The 18,314-nt window shown below is 64.5% G+C and carries 18 protein-coding genes; 10 read left to right on the forward strand and 8 right to left on the reverse strand.

The window, feature by feature from the left end; translation table 11 throughout:
- Window positions 1–61: 61 nt before the first annotated feature.
- From ACSQ24_RS09800 to ACSQ24_RS09820, 5 genes are all read left to right on the forward strand, one after another.
- A complete protein-coding gene (locus ACSQ24_RS09800) occupies window positions 62–502 on the forward strand; it encodes a hypothetical protein (protein WP_436094483.1) in 441 nt (146 codons plus the stop codon).
- A gap of 306 nt (window positions 503–808) precedes the next feature.
- Entirely contained in the window at window positions 809–2,809 is a 2,001-nt protein-coding gene (locus ACSQ24_RS09805) for an acetyl-CoA carboxylase biotin carboxylase subunit (RefSeq protein WP_436094484.1), read from the forward strand.
- A 230-nt stretch (window positions 2,810–3,039) separates the two neighbouring features.
- A complete protein-coding gene (locus ACSQ24_RS09810) occupies window positions 3,040–3,660 on the forward strand; it encodes a glutathione S-transferase family protein (RefSeq protein ID WP_436094485.1) in 621 nt (206 codons plus the stop codon).
- Between the two features lie 51 nt (window positions 3,661–3,711).
- Window positions 3,712–4,227, forward strand: coding sequence for a hypothetical protein (locus ACSQ24_RS09815; protein ID WP_436094486.1), 516 nt, complete (start codon window positions 3,712–3,714; stop codon window positions 4,225–4,227).
- Window positions 4,228–4,487: 260 nt separating this feature from the next.
- Entirely contained in the window at window positions 4,488–5,297 is an 810-nt protein-coding gene (locus tag ACSQ24_RS09820) for a YdcF family protein (protein WP_436094487.1), read from the forward strand.
- Here ACSQ24_RS09820 and ACSQ24_RS09825 read toward each other — a convergent pair.
- From ACSQ24_RS09825 to ACSQ24_RS09835, 3 genes are all read right to left on the reverse strand, one after another.
- A complete protein-coding gene (locus ACSQ24_RS09825) occupies window positions 5,294–6,469 on the reverse strand; it encodes a nucleotide disphospho-sugar-binding domain-containing protein (RefSeq protein WP_436094488.1) in 1,176 nt (391 codons plus the stop codon). The two genes, ACSQ24_RS09820 and ACSQ24_RS09825, sit on opposite strands and share 4 nt — an antisense overlap.
- Before the next feature lie 345 nt (window positions 6,470–6,814).
- Window positions 6,815–7,096, reverse strand: a complete 282-nt coding sequence (locus ACSQ24_RS09830) for a DUF3253 domain-containing protein (protein ID WP_436094489.1) — start codon at window positions 7,094–7,096, stop codon at window positions 6,815–6,817.
- Between the two features lie 30 nt (window positions 7,097–7,126).
- Window positions 7,127–7,822 carry a DUF599 domain-containing protein gene (locus ACSQ24_RS09835; protein ID WP_436094490.1) on the reverse strand — a complete coding sequence of 232 codons (696 nt, stop codon included), beginning with the start codon at window positions 7,820–7,822 and terminating at the stop codon, window positions 7,127–7,129.
- A gap of 280 nt (window positions 7,823–8,102) precedes the next feature.
- Between ACSQ24_RS09835 and ACSQ24_RS09840 the strand changes: the two genes are divergently transcribed.
- Window positions 8,103–8,513, forward strand: a complete 411-nt coding sequence (locus ACSQ24_RS09840; protein ID WP_436094491.1) for a rhodanese-like domain-containing protein — start codon at window positions 8,103–8,105, stop codon at window positions 8,511–8,513.
- Between the two features lie 9 nt (window positions 8,514–8,522).
- Complete coding sequence (locus ACSQ24_RS09845; RefSeq protein ID WP_436094492.1) at window positions 8,523–8,696, forward strand: hypothetical protein; 174 nt, start codon at window positions 8,523–8,525, stop codon at window positions 8,694–8,696.
- Window positions 8,697–8,754: 58 nt separating this feature from the next.
- On the opposite strand, the gene ACSQ24_RS09850 is transcribed toward ACSQ24_RS09845, so the two are convergent.
- Window positions 8,755–10,002 carry a hypothetical protein gene (locus ACSQ24_RS09850; RefSeq protein ID WP_436094493.1) on the reverse strand — a complete coding sequence of 416 codons (1,248 nt, stop codon included), beginning with the start codon at window positions 10,000–10,002 and terminating at the stop codon, window positions 8,755–8,757.
- A 482-nt stretch (window positions 10,003–10,484) separates the two neighbouring features.
- Between ACSQ24_RS09850 and ACSQ24_RS09855 the strand changes: the two genes are divergently transcribed.
- A complete protein-coding gene (locus tag ACSQ24_RS09855) occupies window positions 10,485–12,284 on the forward strand; it encodes an ABC transporter ATP-binding protein (RefSeq protein ID WP_436094494.1) in 1,800 nt (599 codons plus the stop codon).
- A 252-nt stretch (window positions 12,285–12,536) separates the two neighbouring features.
- On the opposite strand, the gene ACSQ24_RS09860 is transcribed toward ACSQ24_RS09855, so the two are convergent.
- From ACSQ24_RS09860 to ACSQ24_RS09875, 4 genes are all read right to left on the reverse strand, one after another.
- Window positions 12,537–13,046 (reverse strand): hypothetical protein, encoded by a 510-nt coding sequence (locus ACSQ24_RS09860; protein WP_436094495.1) that lies wholly within the window; start codon window positions 13,044–13,046, stop codon window positions 12,537–12,539.
- 144 nt (window positions 13,047–13,190) lie between these two features.
- Window positions 13,191–13,739 (reverse strand): gamma-glutamylcyclotransferase family protein, encoded by a 549-nt coding sequence (locus tag ACSQ24_RS09865; protein WP_436094496.1) that lies wholly within the window; start codon window positions 13,737–13,739, stop codon window positions 13,191–13,193.
- A 141-nt stretch (window positions 13,740–13,880) separates the two neighbouring features.
- Window positions 13,881–15,053, reverse strand: coding sequence for an isovaleryl-CoA dehydrogenase (locus tag ACSQ24_RS09870; RefSeq protein WP_436094497.1), 1,173 nt, complete (start codon window positions 15,051–15,053; stop codon window positions 13,881–13,883).
- Window positions 15,054–15,306: 253 nt separating this feature from the next.
- Window positions 15,307–16,203 carry a LysR family transcriptional regulator gene (locus ACSQ24_RS09875; protein WP_436094498.1) on the reverse strand — a complete coding sequence of 299 codons (897 nt, stop codon included), beginning with the start codon at window positions 16,201–16,203 and terminating at the stop codon, window positions 15,307–15,309.
- A 272-nt stretch (window positions 16,204–16,475) separates the two neighbouring features.
- Between ACSQ24_RS09875 and ACSQ24_RS09880 the strand changes: the two genes are divergently transcribed.
- Both ACSQ24_RS09880 and ACSQ24_RS09885 read left to right on the forward strand, forming a co-directional pair.
- A complete protein-coding gene (locus ACSQ24_RS09880) occupies window positions 16,476–17,210 on the forward strand; it encodes an SDR family NAD(P)-dependent oxidoreductase (RefSeq protein ID WP_436094499.1) in 735 nt (244 codons plus the stop codon).
- 202 nt (window positions 17,211–17,412) lie between these two features.
- Complete coding sequence (locus tag ACSQ24_RS09885) at window positions 17,413–18,012, forward strand: NADPH-dependent F420 reductase (RefSeq protein ID WP_436094500.1); 600 nt, start codon at window positions 17,413–17,415, stop codon at window positions 18,010–18,012.
- Window positions 18,013–18,314 lie beyond the last annotated feature (302 nt).

Genomic DNA, 18,314 nt, shown 5'->3' on the forward strand with positions numbered 1-18,314 from the left:
GCATCGTCTTCACACGACAGGGACATACCGACACAAAACAACGTCGGACAGGGGTTGAACAATGATCGGCCATGAACTTCGTGAATTCGTCGATCGCGTGATGGACAGGCACGCGATCGACGATGAAGACGTCCGAGTTCTTCAGCGCGACATCTTGCACGAGGTCGTGCTCACTCGCGACATCATCGACGTGCTGGTGGCGCTCGACCGCGCCGTCGCCGACAAGTCGCCGCTCTTCGCCGATGTGCTGCTGGCGTTCTGCGTCGACTTCTCGGTCTGGGAAAGCCGCCCGACCGGCAAGATCGATCGCGACAAGGCGCACTGGCTGGTGACGACGCTTTCGGCGGGGCAGGGCCCGACGCCGCTGGCGCAGAAGATCGCCTTTGAGGTGGTGCGTGAAGCCGAGGTCTGCGACGAGGCGCTGGTCAGCTTCGCCCTGCGCAAGGCCGATGCACGGATCTCGACCAGCCCGGTCGGTCAGCGCGTATTGCTGGCGAGCTGAGCGCGACCGGCACGCCGCATCTACGATCGGTTTAAACACTCCGGTCGTCCCGGGCGAGCGGAGCTCGACCCGGGATCCATTCCAGAACCTTAATCGGAAAGGCTCAGGAATGGATCCCGGATCGGCGCCGCTTCGTGGCTTGTCCGGGATGACCCAGCTTTTCGTGATGCCAAGTCGGGCGTTATGGCCACGGCGCGGCCGGGCCTTCACGCACGTTACAAAACTTTCGCATCAGTGGACGGATGCGCTTGCCTCCCGTAAATCCCGCACTGCACAGTGAAGGCACCGGTCTGGGGGAAGCCACGCATGTTCTCGAAGATTCTGATCGCGAACCGTGGCGAGATCGCCTGCCGCGTCATCAAGACGGCGCAGCGCATGGGCATCAAGACGGTGGCCGTCTATTCCGATGCCGATCGCGACGCGCTGCATGTCGAGATGGCGGACGAGGCCGTGCATATCGGCGCCGCGCCCGCTGCCGAATCCTATCTCCAGATCGACAAGATCATTGCCGCCTGCAAGCAGACGGGCGCTGAGGCCGTCCATCCCGGCTACGGCTTCCTCTCCGAGCGCGAGGCCTTCGCCAAGGCGCTGAAGCAGAACGGCATCGTCTTCATCGGCCCCAATCCGGGCGCGATCGCCGCGATGGGCGACAAGATCGAATCGAAGAAGGCGGCGGCGGCCGCCAATGTCTCGACCGTTCCGGGCTATCTCGGCGTCATCGAGGACCCGGCCCATGCCGTGACCATCGCCGACGAGATCGGCTATCCCGTGATGATCAAGGCCTCGGCCGGCGGCGGCGGCAAGGGTATGCGCATCGCCCACTCGGCCGGCGAAGTCGCCGAGGGCTTCGCCCGGGCCAAGTCGGAAGCGGCGTCCTCCTTCGGCGACGACCGGGTCTTCGTCGAGAAGTTCATCGTCGATCCCCGCCATATCGAGATCCAGGTGCTGGGCGACAAGCACGGCAACGTCATCTATCTCGGCGAGCGCGAATGCTCGATCCAGCGCCGCAACCAGAAGGTCGTCGAGGAGGCGCCGTCGCCGCTGCTCGACGAGACGACGCGGCGCAAGATGGGCGAGCAGGCGGTCGCGCTCGCCAAGGCCGTGAATTACGACTCGGCCGGAACGGTCGAGTTCGTCGCCGGCCAGGACCGTTCCTTCTACTTTCTCGAGATGAACACGCGCCTGCAGGTCGAGCATCCGGTGACCGAGATGATCACCGGCATCGACCTGGTCGAGCAGATGATCCGCGTCGCCTTTGGCGAGACGCTCGCGATCGGCCAGAGCGACGTGAAGCTCAACGGTTGGGCGGTCGAGTCGCGCGTCTATGCCGAGGATCCGACCCGCAATTTCCTGCCCTCGACTGGCCGCCTCGTCACCTATCGCCCGCCGAGCGAGGGGCCGGATGGCGACGCCACCGTGCGCAACGACACCGGCGTGTTCGAAGGCGGCGAGATCTCGATCTATTACGACCCGATGATCGCCAAGCTGGTGACGCACGCGCCGACGCGCGAGGCCGCGATCAAGGCGCAGGCGCGCGCGCTCGATGCCTTCGCCATCGACGGCATCCGCCACAACATCCCCTTCGTCGCGGCGGTGATGCAGCATCCGCGCTGGATCTCGGGCAATCTCTCGACCGGTTTCATCGCCGAGGAGTTTCCGGAGGGCTTCTCGCTGCCGCAGCCGGAAGGCGAGATCGCCCTGCGCATGGCGGCGATCGCGATTGCCTGCGACCACCGGCTCAACGCCCGCAAGCGCCATGTCTCGGCGCAGATGGAGGGCTGGCGCAAGGTCGAGTTCGAGCGCACTCGCATCGTCTCGCTCGGCGGCGAGCGCTTCGAGGGCGAGGTCACCGAGCAGGGTGGGGCGGTGACGATCGCCTTTGCCGACCGTGAGCTGACAGTCGCGAGCGATTGGCGGCCGGGCGAGCCGGTCTGGCGCGGCACGCTCGGCGGGGTCGCGATCGCGGCGCAGGTCCGGTCGATCCTGAACGGCGTCGCGCTCGGCCATGCGGGCGCCTATGCCAACGCCCATGTCTATACGCCGCGCGAGGCGGAGCTGGCGGCGCTGATGCCGGAGAAGGTTGCGGCCGACACCGGCAAGGTGCTGCTCTGCCCGATGCCGGGCCTGGTCAAGGCGCTGCTCGTCACCGTCGGCCAGGAGGTCAAGGCGGGCGAGGCGCTCGCGATGGTCGAGGCGATGAAGATGGAGAACGTGCTGCGCGCCGAGAAGGACGTCACCATCGCCAAGATCCTGGCGAAGGAGGGCGATTCGCTCGCGGTCGACGCGGTCATCATGGAATTCGCCTGAGGCGGATGCTCCCGCGCGGAACAAGATTGCCAACCATCGCCGTCATTCCGGACAAGTCGCGGAGCGACGCAGCTCCGGAATCCATCGAAGGGCACCGGAGCTCTACGATGGATTCCGGCGCTCCGCTTCGCTGCGGCCGGAATGACGGGAGTATTTGAAGGGGCGCGGGTGCTTGCCTTCGCCCGCGAGCAGGCTGATTGTCGCCGCCCTCTCATGCGAAGGTGCTACACATGCTGACGATCTGGGGGCGGATCAGCTCGATCAATGTCCAGAAGGCGGTCTGGGCCGCCGGCGAGGTCGGCCAGCCTTTCGAGCGCATCGACATCGGTGGCAAGTTCGGCGGCAATCGCGAGCCGGCCTATCTCGCCAAGAATCCGAACGGGCAGATTCCGACGCTGGAGGACGGTGAGATCGTCATCTGGGAATCCAACAGCATCGTGCGCTATCTCGCGGCCCGTTACGGCGCCGGCTGGATCTGGGAGGAGGAGCCGGCGAGGCGCGCCGAGGCCGACCGCTGGATGGACTGGATGAACACCTCGCTGCAGCCGGCGATGACGCCGGCCTTCTGGGGGCTGATCCGCAAGACGCCGGGCTATACCGACCAAGCGTCGATCGATGCCTCTGTCGCCAATGCCGAGGCCAAGCTCGACATCCTCGAGGCGCATCTTGCCGGGCGAGCCTATCTCGCCAATGAGCGCTTCGGCATGGCCGACATCACGGTCGCACCCGGTGCGCATCGCTGGTTGCACATGCCGGTGCCGCAGAAGGACTGGCCCAATGTCCGCCGCTGGTACCAGCATGTCGCGGCGCGGCCGGCGGCCGGGCCGGCGCTGCCGTTGCCGATCACGTGAGGGCGGCAGAGCGCGCTTGACCCGGCGAATTTGGCCGTCATGATCGCCGCCATGCGCGGTTTTCTTGCCATTTCACTTGTCTCGACGCAGCTCGGCTGCATGGCTGCGCTCGCGCAGGCGCCGACCAACCCAGTGCAGTCAGGTGACCGGCTGCAGGTGGCGAACTGCGTCCGGCAGGGGCTGACCGCGAGTCCGGGCTGCATCGGCCTTGTCGCTGTCCCCTGTGTCAGCGCCGCTTCAGCAAACGACCGGGCCCAGGCCGAGATCGTCTGCGCCCGGCGCGAGGAGGCGGTCTGGCGCGAGCGGTTGACGCTGGCGGGTGCGGCGCTGGGACGTTCGCTCGATGCCGGGGCGCGCAGCCAGTTCGCGGCGCTGCAGCTCGCCTGGCAAAGCTACGCCGTCCAGAAATGCGCCTTCTATGGTGCATCCCAGCCGCCGGCGCGTTCGGCCGGGCTGCAGGCCGGCTGCGAACTGCGCGAGGTGGCCGAGCGCGCACTCGAGATCGAACGCTTCGCGGCGCGCCAGACCCGCCGTCCACCGGCCGCGCCGCCGCAGATCTTCCGGTAGGAATAGGGCTCGTCATGCTCGGGCTTGTCCCGAGCATCTTAGGCCGGATGAGGCTCTGAACAGCTCCTTCTCGTCCTGAGATTCTCGGGTCTGCGCTTCGCTTCGCCCGAGAATGACGGCTTGGGACGACGTTGCTCGCCACCTGGCACTCACCGCAACGTGAACGCAATCGACCATCGAACTCCCATCGTCGTCGGCCGTTTCCTAACGGCCTGTCAGCTTTCTACGCGTAAGGGGAGGCTGGTCTGTTCAAGAAAATCATGTTCTTCGTCCTCTCCAAGATCCTCTGGTTCCTGGCCTCGCCGGTGAACCTCGCCATCGGCGGGCTCGTGCTGGCGAGCCTGCTCGCCTTTACGCGCTTTTCCGGGCCGGGGCGCTGGCTCGGCCTTATTTGCGCGTTCGTGCTCGGCCTGCTCGCCTTCAGCCCGCTGCCGCGCATCCTGGTCAGGCCGCTCGAAGATCGCTTCCCGCAGCAGGCGGTGAACTCCGGCAGGGTCGACGGCATCATCGTGCTCGGCGGCGCGATCGGCGTGGCGCGCGAGGACATCGTGCTCAACAATGCCGCGGCGCGGATGGTCAAGGCGGTCGAGCTCGCCCGCGCTCATCCCGAGGCAAAACTCGTCTTCGCCGGCGGCGGCGCCAACTTGCTCTCGCCGGTGCTGAAAACCGAGGCGGATGGTGCGCGGCTGCTCTTCCTTGGGCTCGGCCTGCCGGAGAGCCGCCTCGTCCTCGAGGACAAGTCGCGCAACACGGTCGAGAACGCTGTCTTCACCCGCCGCCTCGTCGATCCCAAGCCCGGTGAGCGCTGGCTCTTGGTGACCTCGGCCTGGCACATGCCGCGCGCCATGGGCGTGTTCCGCAAGGCAGGTTTCCAGGTCGAGGCCTTCCCGGTCGACTTCCTCTCCAGCGGCGAGCGGGCAGATTTTCTGCGGCCTTACCGCAAGGCGGCACGCGGGCTCGACATCGCCGACGACGCCTTCAAGGAATGGGCCGGGCTCGTCGCCTATTACTTCGCTGGCTACACCGATGCGCTGTTTCCCGGGCCGGCGCAGGCTGCGACGCGGCGCTAAAATGGCGGTCCTTCCCGCCTGACCGCCTCGAGCAGCAGTTTCGCAGCGACCGCAGCCCCGTCGCTGCGAACCGTGCGCGCCACAGCGGCCGCGCGTATTCCGATTTCGGGTGCCAGCGCTGTGGCGAGCGCTGCCGACAACGACTCGAAAGTCGGGATCGGACCGTCATGTGCGGCGCCAACGCCCAGCTCCGCCACCCGGCCAGCCCAATAGGGCTGATCGACGATCTGTGGGACGACCACTTGCGGTACACCCGCCCGAGTCGCCGCTGTCGTGGTGCCTGCGCCGCCATGGTGCATGACCGCCGCCATCCGGGGAAACAGCGCCTGCTGGTTGACGTCGCCGGTGATGAAGCAATCCTCCGCGTCGTCGCCCAGTGCGAGGTCGGCCCAGCCCCGCAGCACGATCGCGCGGCGGCCCTGCGCCCGGATCGCCTCGATGGCCACGCCGGCGGCATCCCTTGCCGACTGCATGAACATGCTGCCGAAACCGACATAGATCGGCGGTTCGCCCACCTCCAGGAATGCCATCAGCTCCGCGGGAAGCGGGCGCTCGTCAGGCAGGATCCAGGCGCCCGTCTGCACGGCATCGCAGAGATCCGTCGGCCGCCATGGCCAGAGGACCGGATCCGACGCCAGCCACGGGCGCGTGGTGAAGACATGGTCGCGGGCATTGCCGACGGGTGGCAGGCCAACCGACGCGCGATGCGTCCCGAGCGCCTCGCCGAACAGGGCATTCATGGTCCGGATATTGAAATCCCACAGGCTGCGGTTGTCGGTTACCTCCGGCGGCAAAGGATGCCCCGGATAGGGGAATGGCCGATGATGATGTGACGGCAGGAACAGCGGGCAGAAGGTGACGTGGCCATAAATGAGGCCCACCCGCTCGGCGACCGACCGTGCGGCACTCGCAGACGGGAACAGGCCGGTCGCCACGATTGCGTCGCAGCCCTCGGCGGCCGCGGAGATGGCGGCGAACTGCGCAGTCATCATGTCGGAGGCGAGCCTATGGAAGTCTGCCGCCGACGCAGGCTTTGCCCGCTCGCTCACCCATTGGCGGATCGGCATGAAGGCCGGCGCCAGTGGCACGCCGGCGCGGGCCAGCAGGTCGGCGAATTCCTGATCCGGCGGAGCGGACACCACCGCCTCGATGCCGAGAATCTGCAATTGCACGGCAAGTGCCGCGAGCGGCTCGACATCGCCGCGCGAGCCGTAAGTTGATAATAAGACACGCATTTTGCTACTCCCTTTGGCCTGAGGTTCAGGCCGAGGGCAGCGTTCCTAAGACATGGAGGGGGGCTTGCCGCAAGCCCCTGGGCGCGTTAGACGATGATAGTGGCAAGGAGCGGAGGCGCTTCCAGGCCCTCTCCGTTGCAGTTGAAACCGCTCTTTGCGAGCTGGCAGCGCAGCCTCGAACGATCCCCTCGATCATCCGGCGATATTGCGAACGGGCCCGATTCAGCTTCGTCCGAAGACGGCGGTAGCAGCGCGGATCGGGCCGATTGCCCCGAGACAGCCCTAACCCAGATCGGCCCCATCATCTCCGGGCAGGCGCAGGCGATAGACGCCGCGGAAATCGTCGGGATCGACCGGCCGCCCTTTTCGGGTGATCACCAGTTTGCCGTCCTTCATCAATTGCACTGCGACGCGGCGGATCGGCTGCATCAGCGGGCCCCAGCCATCGGGATGGTCGCCGCCAATGGTGCGGGCGATGTCCATCGGCGAGGTCGTGCGGTCGCTCCGCTCGGTGGTGAGGCGCAGGATCGTCTCGGCAAGCTCGTCATCTGTCGGTGTGGTCATGCCGCTTGCTGAGCGCAGCGACGGGTTTCGTCAAGCGCTGCGGCGTCCCGCACCGACGGCCGCTGCCGAATCCGAGGCGAATTGCCGGCGCCACATCACCGTCAGCACGGCTGCGGTGGCGATCAGGAAGAGCCAGGGCGAGATGAACCAGCCGAGATAGGCTAGCGCAAAGAAGAAGGCGCGCTGGCCGCGGTTGAAGTGCAGGCCTGCGACGACGTTCATCGCCACTGCCTCGCGCGCCGCGGCGATCGTCTCCGGCCTGTCGGCTTCGGTCCAGGGCGGGATCGCGCCGATCAGGATGGCGCAGTAATTGAACAGCCGGTAGCTCCAGCTGAACTTGAAGAAGGCATAGGCGAAGATCACCGCGAGCCCGATCACCTTGATCTCCCAGGCGGCGCGGGTCGTCGTCGTGGCGAAGGGCAGGTCGGCGAAGACCTGGACGACGCGGTCGGCCGATTGCAGCAGCGTCAGCGAGCCGCCGATGGCGATCAGCGAGGTCGAGGCGAAGAAGGCGGTGCCATTCTGCAGGCCGTTCATCACCTGCGTGTCGATGATGCGGTTCTCGCGCTTCACCGATTCCATGATCCAGCGCTCGCGGCGCTGGTTCATCAGCGTGTTCAGGCTGCGCCTGGAGTGCGGGCCAGTCTCGACGGCCAGCAGATAGCCGACCCAGGCGGCGGCGTAGAACGCGATGGCGATGAGGTCGAGCGTCCCGAATCCGGCCATGAGCCCCTCCTGCCGGCAGATTGGCGGGCGTTGTGAATGTGAGCAACCGGATTTGCAGCGATGCGTTGAGGCGTCGGTATTCCCTTCCCCCCGCTTGCGGTGGGGAAGGGTTAGGGATGGGGGGCCGGAAAGCCGCGCACGGGCCTTCTTTTCATGTCGCGCCGAGCGGAACTGCCCCCCACCCCAGCCCTCCCCACCGCAAGCGGGGGGAGGGAGAAGCTGCGATTGACGCTTGGCCCGGCAGCCGCCACTTTGCCGGCCTCGCGCAGGAGGACCGGCGATGCCGCAGACGATCACCAAGGGCTATAAGGCACTGCTGGCGGAGGCAGATGTTGCGGTCAAGACGCTGTCGGTCGAGGAGGCGCAGGCGCTGGTCGGGCGTGACGATACCGTCTTCGTCGATCTGCGTGATCCGCGCGAGCTCGAGCGGGAAGGGCGCATGCCCGGCGCCTTCCATTGCCCGCGCGGCATGCTGGAGTTCTGGATCGATCCGGAAAGCCCCTATGCCAAGCCGGTCTTCCAGGAGGACAAGCAGTTCGTCTTCTTCTGCGCCAGTGGCTGGCGCTCGGCCCTCGCCGCCAAGACGGCGCAGGAGATGGGGCTGAAGCCGGTCGCGCATGTCGTCGGTGGCTTCGGCGCCTGGAAGAAGGCCGGCGCTCCGTTCGACGCACCCGAGCCGAAGCAAGGCTGAGCCCACCGCTTGTCCCACATCCTGATTGTTCTGGCGGTTGTCGCCTTCCTGTTCCGCAAGCCGCTCGGCCGCCTGATTGCCAGGCAGTTCCCGGACCGGGCGAAGCGCCAGCGCGTGCTGACCACGATCATCGCGGCGTTCCTGCTGGTGATCGGGATGAGGCTGCTGGCGATGTTCTGGTGAGAGCTCTGGAGTGTAGCGGGGCCTTTGCCGTTCAGCGCTTTAAAGCGCGTGTTCCTATTTATTTTTCGAGAATCTCGTGAAAAATTACAATTAAGCAACGACGTATTTGAGCTACGCTGCCTCGCTCGCCGGAAATATGTGCTGCTTTTGAGGATAGTTCGTAAGCAGCTCTAGTAAGTTTTTCGATTGTTTCTTCAAATAAATTAATTGCTTGATCGGATAAGTCTATGGAGGATTGATTCCGACCTTTTAAGATGAATCGTACCCTTTGTCGTTGCGTTGGGCCCGGTGTATTCTTTTCCGGCTTGTACCAGTGCTGAGCTATCACTTGGTCATCTGGTGCGAGATGACTAAGGATCTCTCTCAGGGTTTCACGCAACTCCAGTGCGGGGCCACGAAATGAAATTCGACTATCGTCATTTAGGTCAAGAATAGCTTGCTTATAGGACAAGGCGGCGGACGGCACTAACGCGTTTAAGAGACTTATAAGTTTCTCATCTTCTTCATTATATTTATTTATCTCTGCCTTTATGTCCTTGGCAGGCGGTAGGAGCTTAGCGATGTCATTGCGTGAAAATGTTACTCCAAATGCCTTTAGTTGAACTGAGCCGTTCCGAATCCAAGTTGAAAAATCGCCCGCAACCCAGTCCTGCTCAAGGGCTTCATGGCCCTCCGCCCACCAAAACTCCTTCGAGATGTCATGGCTATCAAGCACGCGGTCCCCTTGGTGAAATTGTTCTGCGCGGGCTCGAATGAGTCCAGCATGAGCGCGCTCGCAGATACGAATGCGTGCTGAATGCACTGCTAGGACTGGTTTGAGCATCTCAATCGCTTCAGCTGCATTTACCCATTCGTTTTGCTTAGGCAATCCGGTGAAACCCACTCCCTTCACAAAGCCAATTTCTATGTCACGGAGCGCGTCGGTTAGTCTTTGGCTGAATTGAAATCGATACTGAGCAATCACTTGTTTATGTTCAGCTGAGAAGTCCGATGGGGAAAGCTCTCGAAGCAGTGAGTTTCCGAGGTTCTCAAGGTGGAATCGAGCCCATTCCATAAATTTCGCTGGCACCGTATCCATGCGCTGAGCAAAATTGACTAGCGTTGATATCCCCTGGTCTAGTGCTCTTTTATGAATCGCATCAGCTTCCTGCACGATGGCAAAATTTAATCTTGAGTTTCCGAGTGCTCCGGCCTTTGTCGCCTCAGATAGGATTTTGTTGCGGCGTGCTGCCAAATCATGATGCGCTTCGTGCATCAAAGCAGAAAGTGCTCGGTCAATATCACTCTTGTTGGGTTGTTCAAACATCTCGTGTCCCGATGAATAAAATGCCGCTTGCTGCTACGAATCTGATTGGAGCCCGAAATATTAGCAAGGTGTTTGATCGGCTGTACGATGGGGCCCCCATGTTCGTAATCGGAGTGGGGCTGTTGGTGCTGCTGTGATGACGCATGCAAATGTCGTCCGCGCGTCGCCAAACATCGTGACGGCAATGCGAAGCTCGACCGGTTTCGGCTGCAACCGCCCCATGCATCAAACGCGGCTTGCACAATAAGCGGGCATGCGGCATCTTGCCGGTCTTGGCTCCAACTCAGGAAAGGGAGGGCTGAATGGAATTCGCTACCATCACCGCTCCCACCATGCGGTCCCGCCACCACTAGGTCGGATCAGCACGAGGCCCGCCTTTGCGGCGGCTCGAGCCAGCATTTCCCATCGCGTTTTCTGAAGCGACGACCCTTGTCGCGCTTCGCCTGAATTTGGAGCCGGTCTCGCCCAGACCGGATGCTTTCATGTCTCTTTCTCCTAAGAAGGAGCGGCAGGAGCCGTTCCGGGCCGTTCTCGGCTTCACATTTTCGCATTGGGGCCGCCAGCGCTGGCGCGTCGCCGGCGTGGTCCTCACCGTGATGGCGGCGACTGCTGCCGACCTGTTCATGCCGCTCTATGCCGGGCGGCTGGTCGATGCGGTCGCCGGCGAGCGGACGAGCGGGCTCGATGCTGCGCTTGCGGCGCTCGTGATGATGATCGCGCTCGGCGCGGGCACGGTGTTCTTCCGGCACCTGTCCTTCATCGGCATCACGCAGATGACGCTGCGCACCATGGGCGACGTGGCGCGGGAGGCGTTCGCGCGCCTGCAGCGCTTCTCGACCGACTGGCACGCCAACAACTTTGCCGGCTCGACAGTGCGCAAGATCACGCGTGGCATGTGGGCGCTCGACCTGCTCACCGACACGATCGTGATCGCGCTGCTGCCCTCGCTGATCGTGCTGCTCGGCACGACGGTGCTGCTGGCCTGGCACTGGCCAGCGATGGGCGCGGTCGTCTTTGCCGGCGCGGTGATCTACTGCGCCGTGACGATGGTGCTGTCGCTGCGCTTCGTCGCACCGGCGGCGACGCTCGCCAACAGCTGGGACACCAGGCTGGGTGGCGCGCTGGCGGACTCGATCTCGTGCAACCCGGTGGTCAAGGCCTTCGGTGCCGAGGCGCGCGAGGACCAGCGCCTGACCGGTGTGCTGGCCAAGTGGGCCGGGCGGACGCGGCGGACCTGGGTGCGCGGAACCTGGTCGGGTACGGCGCAGCAGATCGTGCTGCTGGCGCTGCGCGCCGCGGTGATCGGGCTGGTGATCTGGCTCTGGGCCAATGGCCAGGCCACGCCCGGCGACGTCGCCTTCGTGCTGACCAGCTATGCCGTCGTGCATGGCTATCTGCGCGATGTCGGCCAGCACGTCCACAACCTCCAGCGTTCGGTGAACGACATGGAGGAGCTGGTGGCGATGCATTCGCTGCCCTTCGGCGTGCCGGATCGTCCGGGTTCTACGGCGATGGACGTGACCGCCGGCGAGATCGCTTTCGAGCGGGTGACCTTCCACTATGGAGGCCACATCGAGCCGCTTTATCGCGACTTCTCGCTGACGATCAAAGCCGGCGAGAAGGTCGGCCTGGTCGGGCGCTCCGGCTCCGGCAAGACGACCTTCGTCAAGCTGGTGCAGCGTCTCTACGACGTCACCGACGGACGCATCGCCATCGACGGGCGCGACATAGCCTCGGCGACGCAGACGTCACTGCGCGCGCAGATCGCGATCGTGCAGCAGGAGCCGGTGCTGTTCCACCGCTCGCTGGCGGAGAACATCGCCTATGGAAGGCCCGGCGCCAGCATGGCGCAGATCGAGCAGGCGGCGATGCTCGCCAACGCGCATGAGTTCATCATGCGCCTGCCCAAGGGCTACGGCACGCTCGTCGGCGAGCGCGGCGTCAAGCTCTCGGGCGGCGAGCGGCAGAGAGTGGCGCTGGCACGCGCCTTCCTGGCCGACGCGCCGATCCTGATCCTGGACGAGGCGACCTCGAGCCTCGATTCGGAATCGGAGGCGCTGATCCAGGAGGCGATGGAGCGGCTGATGGAAGGCCGCACCACCATCGTCATCGCCCACCGGCTCTCGACGGTGCGCGCCATGGATCGCATCCTGGTCTTCGACCGCGGCGAGGTCGTGGAAGAAGGCCGGCATGAGACGCTGCTGACCCATGACGGCGGCATCTACCGGGCGCTGTTCGAGAAGCAGGTCAGCGAGTTGGCCAAGGGGCTGGCGGCTTATTAAGGCCATCAGCCCCTATGAAGCCCGCGTGGCTTCTTTGCTCCTTGCGGATAACCACTGCTTGAGGCCGATTGCCTTGGCTCCTCCCTTCCCCCTTGTGGGGAAGGGTTGGGGATGGGGGTGGTTCCGCTTGGTGACCGGCGGCAGGCATGGGAGGCCGGCAGCAGCGACGACGCTGTCTGTTTGACCGATTGTTCCGGCTTTGCGACCCCCACCCCTGCCCCTCCCCACAAGGGGGAGGGGTTCTCCCGCGGTTCAAGCCGCTTGGGGTTCCTCGTCAGAGCGACGACGCCCGAGCAGGAAGAACAGCGCCGAGCCGACGATCCCGATCGCGCCGGCTCCGGCGCCGACATAGATCATCTCGCTGTCCTGATCGGCCTGCCTGGCGGCGTCGTCCGCGATGATCACCGCGTCCTTGCCGGGTTCGTCCGGCAGGTATTTGATCTTCAGCGTGTCGACGGTGAGCTTGTCGTTGGTGATGATGCGGCTGGCGAACTCGGTCGAGACCGAGATCTTCTCGGCCGTGCGGTCCTGGCCGTTCTTGTCCTTCCAGGCGAGGTCGATCGAGTAGCTGGTGCCGCCGCGGCGGCGCTTGGTGCGGGTCGCGCCTTCGACCGAAGCCTGGGCCTCGATGCCCTTCGCTGCGATCGTCCTGACACGCTCGCCATCCTGCCAGCTGAAGAAGGCGAGGACAGGCCCGCCGATCGCTGCGATCAGCAGCAGCCATTTGATCTTGCCGGTGATCCAGCCGACGATTCCGCTCATTGGGGCCTCCATCGAGACAGTTCGGGAAAGGAGCCCAGAACCCGTCCGGGCGCCTCCCGCCTGTCCCGACCAGCGCTGCTTTCGCGGCCGGGGAAGGTTCGCGCATGGCGTGCATGCGTCAGTGTCAATCTTTCGACCTTCGAACTATTCGGATGCCTTGCTGGTGCGACTTGCCAGGTTCGGAGCTGCAGCACGCGGCCTGACGCCGGCGACCGGGCCGGCGGGCAGCGGCTCGTTGAAATCCCGATTCAGCGGCTTGTCCTCCTGCATCGGCTTGCTCAGAAAGCGATTCACCCCGGCAAGGTAAGTCTCTGGCAGGCCCCAGCTTCTGGCGCTGGTGATGATGCTTTCGAGATAGCCGGGGCGGGGCCGACCGATGTCGCCGCTGCGCCCGACATAGATCAGCGCCCGCTTGGCGCCGCCCTCGACGATGACCGGCTGGTTGATCTTCACATAGAGCCCACTGGCGAGCTCTTCGAACTTGTCGAGCGTGCGGATGTCGCCGAGCGCACAATCCCAGAGCACGCCATGGACGCTCTCGCGCGGGTCGCGGATCACCGAAGCATAGCCGTCGGTGGTGACGATGAAGCGGTGGCGCGGCAAACGGGCGAGGCCGAGCGCCTTCGAGCGCGGGCAGCGCTGCGCCATGCCGGCGACGTCCATGTTCAGGCCGTAGGCGAAGTAGAGGGGCATATTGGCACCACGTCATTCTCGGGCGGAGCGAAGCGCAGACCCGAGAATCTCAGGACGGGAAGGCGCTTGTTCTCCGCGCAGGCTTCTCGTCCCGAGATGCTCGGGTCAAGCCTGAGCACAACGCGCCTCTGCCGCGATCCCTCACTTCGTCTTGTTGAACAACTCCCGGCCGATCAGCATGCGCCTGATCTCGCTGGTTCCCGCCCCGATCTCGTAGAGCTTGGCGTCGCGCAGCAGGCGGCCGGTCGGGTAGTCGTTGATGTAGCCGTTGCCGCCGAGCAGCTGGATCGCGTCGAGCGCCAGCTGCGTCGCCTTCTCGGCGGCGATCAGGATGGCGCCGGCGGCGTCCTCGCGGGTGGTCTCGGCGCGGTCGCAGGCCTTGGCGACGGCGTAGACATAGGCCTTGCACGAGTTCATCGCGACATACATGTCGGCGACCTTGCCCTGGACGAGCTGGAACTCGCCGATCGACTGGCCGAACTGCTTGCGCTCGTGGATGTAGGGCAGGACGATGTCCATCGCCGCCTGCATGATGCCGAGCGGGCCGGCCGAGAGCACGACGCGCTCATAGTCGAGCCCGCTCATCAAGACGTTGACGCCGCGGCCGACCGAACCCAGCACGTTCTCCTCCGGCACCTCGCACTCCTCGAAGACGAGCTCGCAGGTGTCGGAGCCGCGCATGCCGAGCTTGTCGAGCTTCTGATGGGTCGAGAAACCCTTCATGCCCTTCTCGATCAGGAAGGCAGTGATGCCCTTCGGGCCGGCCGCGGGATCGGTCTTGGCATAGACCACCAGCGTCTCGGCGATCGGGCCGTTGGTGATCCACATCTTGTTGCCGGTCAGGACGTAGCGGTCGCCCTTCCTGACCGCCCTGGTCTTCATCGAGACGACGTCAGAGCCCGAGCCGGGCTCTGACATGGCGAGCGCGCCGACATGCTCGCCTGAGATCAGCTTGGGCAGGTATTTCGCTTTTTGCGCCTCGTTGCCATTGCGGGCGATCTGGTTGACGCAGAGATTGGAATGGGCGCCGTAGCTGAGGCCGACCGAGGCGGAGGCGCGGGAGACCTCCTCGATCGCGACGCAATGCTCGAGGTAGCCGAGGCCGGCGCCGCCATACTCCTCAGGGACCGTGATGCCGTGCAGGCCGAGCGCGCCCATTTCAGGCCAGAGATCACGCGGGAACTGATTGGTCTTGTCGATCTCCTCGGCGCGCGGCGCGATCTTCTCCTGCGCGAAGGCGTGGACAGTGTCGCGGATGGCGTCGGCGGTCTCGCCGAGGTCGAAATTGAAGGGGCGGGGCGCGTTGGCGAGCATGGTGTCCTCCCGGCTTGGATAGGGCGTTTGCCCGGTTATAGCGCGGTTGGCGGCCAAGTCAGCGGGCGGGAGGCGGCAGATGGTTCTGCGCCGATGCGCAGGTGTTCGCGAAGGGAGGGGAGGCCGTGTCTGCTCAGTGTGTTGCGCTGGGGTGGCGTTCAGCAAGGCGCCCGGTTGCGACCCTACCCGTACGCTGGGATGTCCGCTTGCAGGCACTTGTCCACTGCAAGCGTCGCCGGTGACGTGCCGGGCGTCAGTCACGCGATAAGGACAGGCCCGCGAGAAGCGACGCGTAGGCGGCGAGCCTGCGGGATACGAACTCGGTGAAGAGCCGCACGCGCTTCGTCTTGCGTGTCTCCCCCTGTGTGAGAAGCCAGAGCGTTCCGTACATGTGCGGGTCGATGCCCGGCACCCTCGCCAGCAGCGGGTCGGCATCTCCGACGAAACATGGCAGTCTCGTCATCCCGATCCCCTGCCGCGCTGCAACGATCTGCGCCTCGGCGTCCGGGGTCCTGAACGGAACCCCTGTGGTACGAACCTCACCCGCGTGGGCCCAGTCCGGGATGCCATGAGTGTTTACGACGATCCACCGGATGGGATCAGGCGCGCCCGCACGCCACGCGGCTAGTCGATCGCGGGACATGTAGACGCCGCCGAACAGCTCCGGTCCCTTCAAGCCGTGAAGATTGAGCGGCAGGGCCTTGCGGTCGGGAACGATGCGGATCGCGACGTCGGCTTCTCGGTTGGTCAGATTCGCCACCTCGCCGGACGACAAGATTTCCATCTCGATGTCCGAATGCAGACGCGCGAAATCGGCGAAGTCCGGCATGAGCAGATGTGTCGCCAGGAACGGTGGCAGCGTCACCCGCAGAAGCCCGCTCGCGCTCTGGTCGCGTCCGAAGACGCGCGTCTCCAGTAGGTGCGAGGACGCTTCCATCTGGTCCGCGAACTCGAGGACCTCCTCGCCTGCAGCCGTCAGGCGGTAGCCCGAAGGCAGCTTTTCGAACATGTGCACCCCGAGGCGTTCCTCAAGCTGGGCGATGCGCCGCAGCACGGTCGAGTGGTTCACACCGAGGCGCTCGGCAGCGGCCCGCACCGAGCCTCCGCGCGCGACAGCGAGAAAATAGCGAACGTCATCCCAGTCGATCATGGTGCAACCCCGCACCGCGGGGTGCGCTCTCCAAAGCCCGCGTCCAACGCATCGAACAGCAGTATGGGCGGTTATCATAGCCCATATCGACGAGTGCGGCTCAACTCCGAACGGCGGACACCGATCGTCGCGGCTGGCGTCAGCTGTCCAGCCGGATCGATTTCGCACCACCGATCCGCGCGCTTCCGCACTCAACGCCTGACGCCGAAAGACCCATTTCGGGGGTCTCGGGAACCTCCCCGATCAGCCAAAGACGGAGTTTGAAGGAAGTCATGGGAAAGCTTGAGGGTAAGGTTGCAGTCATCACGGGTGGATCGAGCGGCATGGCGCTGGCGAGCGCCAAGCGGTTCGTTGAAGAAGGCGCCTATGTGTTCATCACGGGCCGGAGACAGGAGGCGCTGGACGAGGCCGTCAGGCTGATTGGCCGGAACGTGACCGGCGTGCGTGGCGACGCGGCCAATCTCGACGACCTCGACCGCCTGTTCGATACGGTCAAGCGGGAAAAGGGCAAGATCGACGTCTTGTATGCGAGCGCTGGCACGGGCGAAGCCGTCCCGCTGGGCGAAATTACCGAGCAGCATTTCGACGCGACCTTCGGCCTGAATGCGCGCGGCACGCTGTTTACGGTCCAGAAGGCGCTGCCGCTGTTCAACGATGGCGGCTCGATCTTCATGACCGGGTCAGTTGCTTCGATCAAAGGTTTTCCTGGTTACAGCGTGTATGCGGCGAGCAAGGCGGCGCTGCACGCATTCGCTCGCGGGTGGCTCAATGAGCTGAAGGGCCGGAATATCCGGGTGAACGTGCTGCACCCAGGGCCGATCGCCACAGCGATGCAGGACCAGGTTCTCACCGAGGAGGCGAAGCAGATGTTCGAATCGCTGATCCCGCGGGGAAAGATGGGTCGTCCTGAGGAAATTGCGGCGGTCGCACTGTTTCTTGCTTCAGATGATTCGAGCTTCGTGAATGGTCTGGAGTTGTCTGTCGACGGCGGCTTCTCGGCCATCTGAAATCGCGCCGGATCGCGGGACGCGGCTGATCGGCGGGAACTGGCATGTCCATGGTGGAACGACTTCCGCGCCGAACGGTCGGGCCGGCCGCGCGGAAGTCGTTCACGGCGGGACGCCTACGCGAAGGTCGCCACGCAGCGAAACGGGTAACCCAGCGCCGTTGAAGGCCGGGGAATCATATCAACACGGATCGGAGAACATCATGAGCTACGCGATTGTAGGATTCGGTAAGATTGGCCAGGCCCTCGCCCATGCCTTCGTCCGTAAAAACATCGAGGTGACCGTCGCGAGCCGCCGGCCGCCCGAGGCGTTGGCAGCGCAGGCTCGGGCGATCGGACCCACGGTCGTCGCCAAGTCGCTGCGGGAAGCACTCGAGGCCGACACGGTCTTCTTGGCGGTCCCGTTCGGGGAACACCGCGAGGTTGCGAAGGCTCTGCCGAGTTGGGAAGGCAAGACGGTCATCGACGCGACGAACGTGTTTCCAGTATCTGAAGAACTGGACGATCTCCCGTCCTCCGCCTTCGTCGCGAAGGCGTTCACCGGCGCCAAGCTCGTCAAAGGGTTCAATCACCTGGTTGCGGCCACCCTGGCTGCCGATCCGGTCGTCGAGGGCGGGCACCGGGTCGTCTTTCTGTCTGGTGACGACGAGGACGCGATCGCTCCCGTGGCGGCCTTGGCCAAACAACTCGGGTTCGCACCCGTCAAGCTGGGAAAGCTCAACGAGGGTGGCGCGCTGGTGCACGCACACGGCCGCACCTGGGGCCAGTTGATCTTCCAGGATCTGTTCAAGAAGGAGCAGTAATCGATCTACGACCGTGTGATCAACGCCGAGAACTGGTCGCGCGCGCTAACTTCTTCGAGCAGCGCGCGACCGAATATTTGAAGGTCGCAAAGTCGCGAAGGTTGGGTGGGCCTGGCGGCGTATGGGCGCCGTTCGAAGAGCGGGGAGACGCCGGGCAGAGCGGCCGATCTGCGGGTCGCCTAGAATCTATCGACTGCTATCGATGGCCTAGGATTCGCTCGAGTGTCCTCTGCTATCCGATACTACTCCACGGCACTCCCCTTCACTCCCACTCGATTGTTCTCGTTGGATTTAGCGCATTG

The sequence above is a fragment of the Allobosea sp. LjRoot237 genome (assembly GCF_964253285.1).
GTDB lineage: Bacteria > Pseudomonadota > Alphaproteobacteria > Rhizobiales > Beijerinckiaceae > Allobosea.

Bases quoted from the DNA above. Each gene is read 5' to 3' on its own strand.
- ACSQ24_RS09830 (WP_436094489.1), bottom strand. From the start codon at position 7,096: ATGACCACACCGACAGATGACGAGCTTGCCGAGACGATCCTGCGCCTC.
- ACSQ24_RS09815 (WP_436094486.1), top strand. From the start codon at position 3,712: ATGCGCGGTTTTCTTGCCATTTCACTTGTCTCGACGCAGCTCGGCTGC.
- ACSQ24_RS09840 (WP_436094491.1), top strand. From the start codon at position 8,103: ATGCCGCAGACGATCACCAAGGGCTATAAGGCACTGCTGGCGGAGGCA.
- ACSQ24_RS09800 (WP_436094483.1), top strand. From the start codon at position 62: ATGATCGGCCATGAACTTCGTGAATTCGTCGATCGCGTGATGGACAGG.
- ACSQ24_RS09810 (WP_436094485.1), top strand. From the start codon at position 3,040: ATGCTGACGATCTGGGGGCGGATCAGCTCGATCAATGTCCAGAAGGCG.
- ACSQ24_RS09835 (WP_436094490.1), bottom strand. From the start codon at position 7,822: ATGGCCGGATTCGGGACGCTCGACCTCATCGCCATCGCGTTCTACGCC.
- ACSQ24_RS09850 (WP_436094493.1), bottom strand. From the start codon at position 10,002: ATGTTTGAACAACCCAACAAGAGTGATATTGACCGAGCACTTTCTGCT.
- ACSQ24_RS09860 (WP_436094495.1), bottom strand. From the start codon at position 13,046: ATGAGCGGAATCGTCGGCTGGATCACCGGCAAGATCAAATGGCTGCTG.
- ACSQ24_RS09870 (WP_436094497.1), bottom strand. From the start codon at position 15,053: ATGCTCGCCAACGCGCCCCGCCCCTTCAATTTCGACCTCGGCGAGACC.
- ACSQ24_RS09880 (WP_436094499.1), top strand. From the start codon at position 16,476: ATGGGAAAGCTTGAGGGTAAGGTTGCAGTCATCACGGGTGGATCGAGC.
- ACSQ24_RS09865 (WP_436094496.1), bottom strand. From the start codon at position 13,739: ATGCCCCTCTACTTCGCCTACGGCCTGAACATGGACGTCGCCGGCATG.
- ACSQ24_RS09875 (WP_436094498.1), bottom strand. From the start codon at position 16,203: ATGATCGACTGGGATGACGTTCGCTATTTTCTCGCTGTCGCGCGCGGA.
- ACSQ24_RS09805 (WP_436094484.1), top strand. From the start codon at position 809: ATGTTCTCGAAGATTCTGATCGCGAACCGTGGCGAGATCGCCTGCCGC.
- ACSQ24_RS09885 (WP_436094500.1), top strand. From the start codon at position 17,413: ATGAGCTACGCGATTGTAGGATTCGGTAAGATTGGCCAGGCCCTCGCC.
- ACSQ24_RS09855 (WP_436094494.1), top strand. From the start codon at position 10,485: ATGTCTCTTTCTCCTAAGAAGGAGCGGCAGGAGCCGTTCCGGGCCGTT.
- ACSQ24_RS09820 (WP_436094487.1), top strand. From the start codon at position 4,488: ATGTTCTTCGTCCTCTCCAAGATCCTCTGGTTCCTGGCCTCGCCGGTG.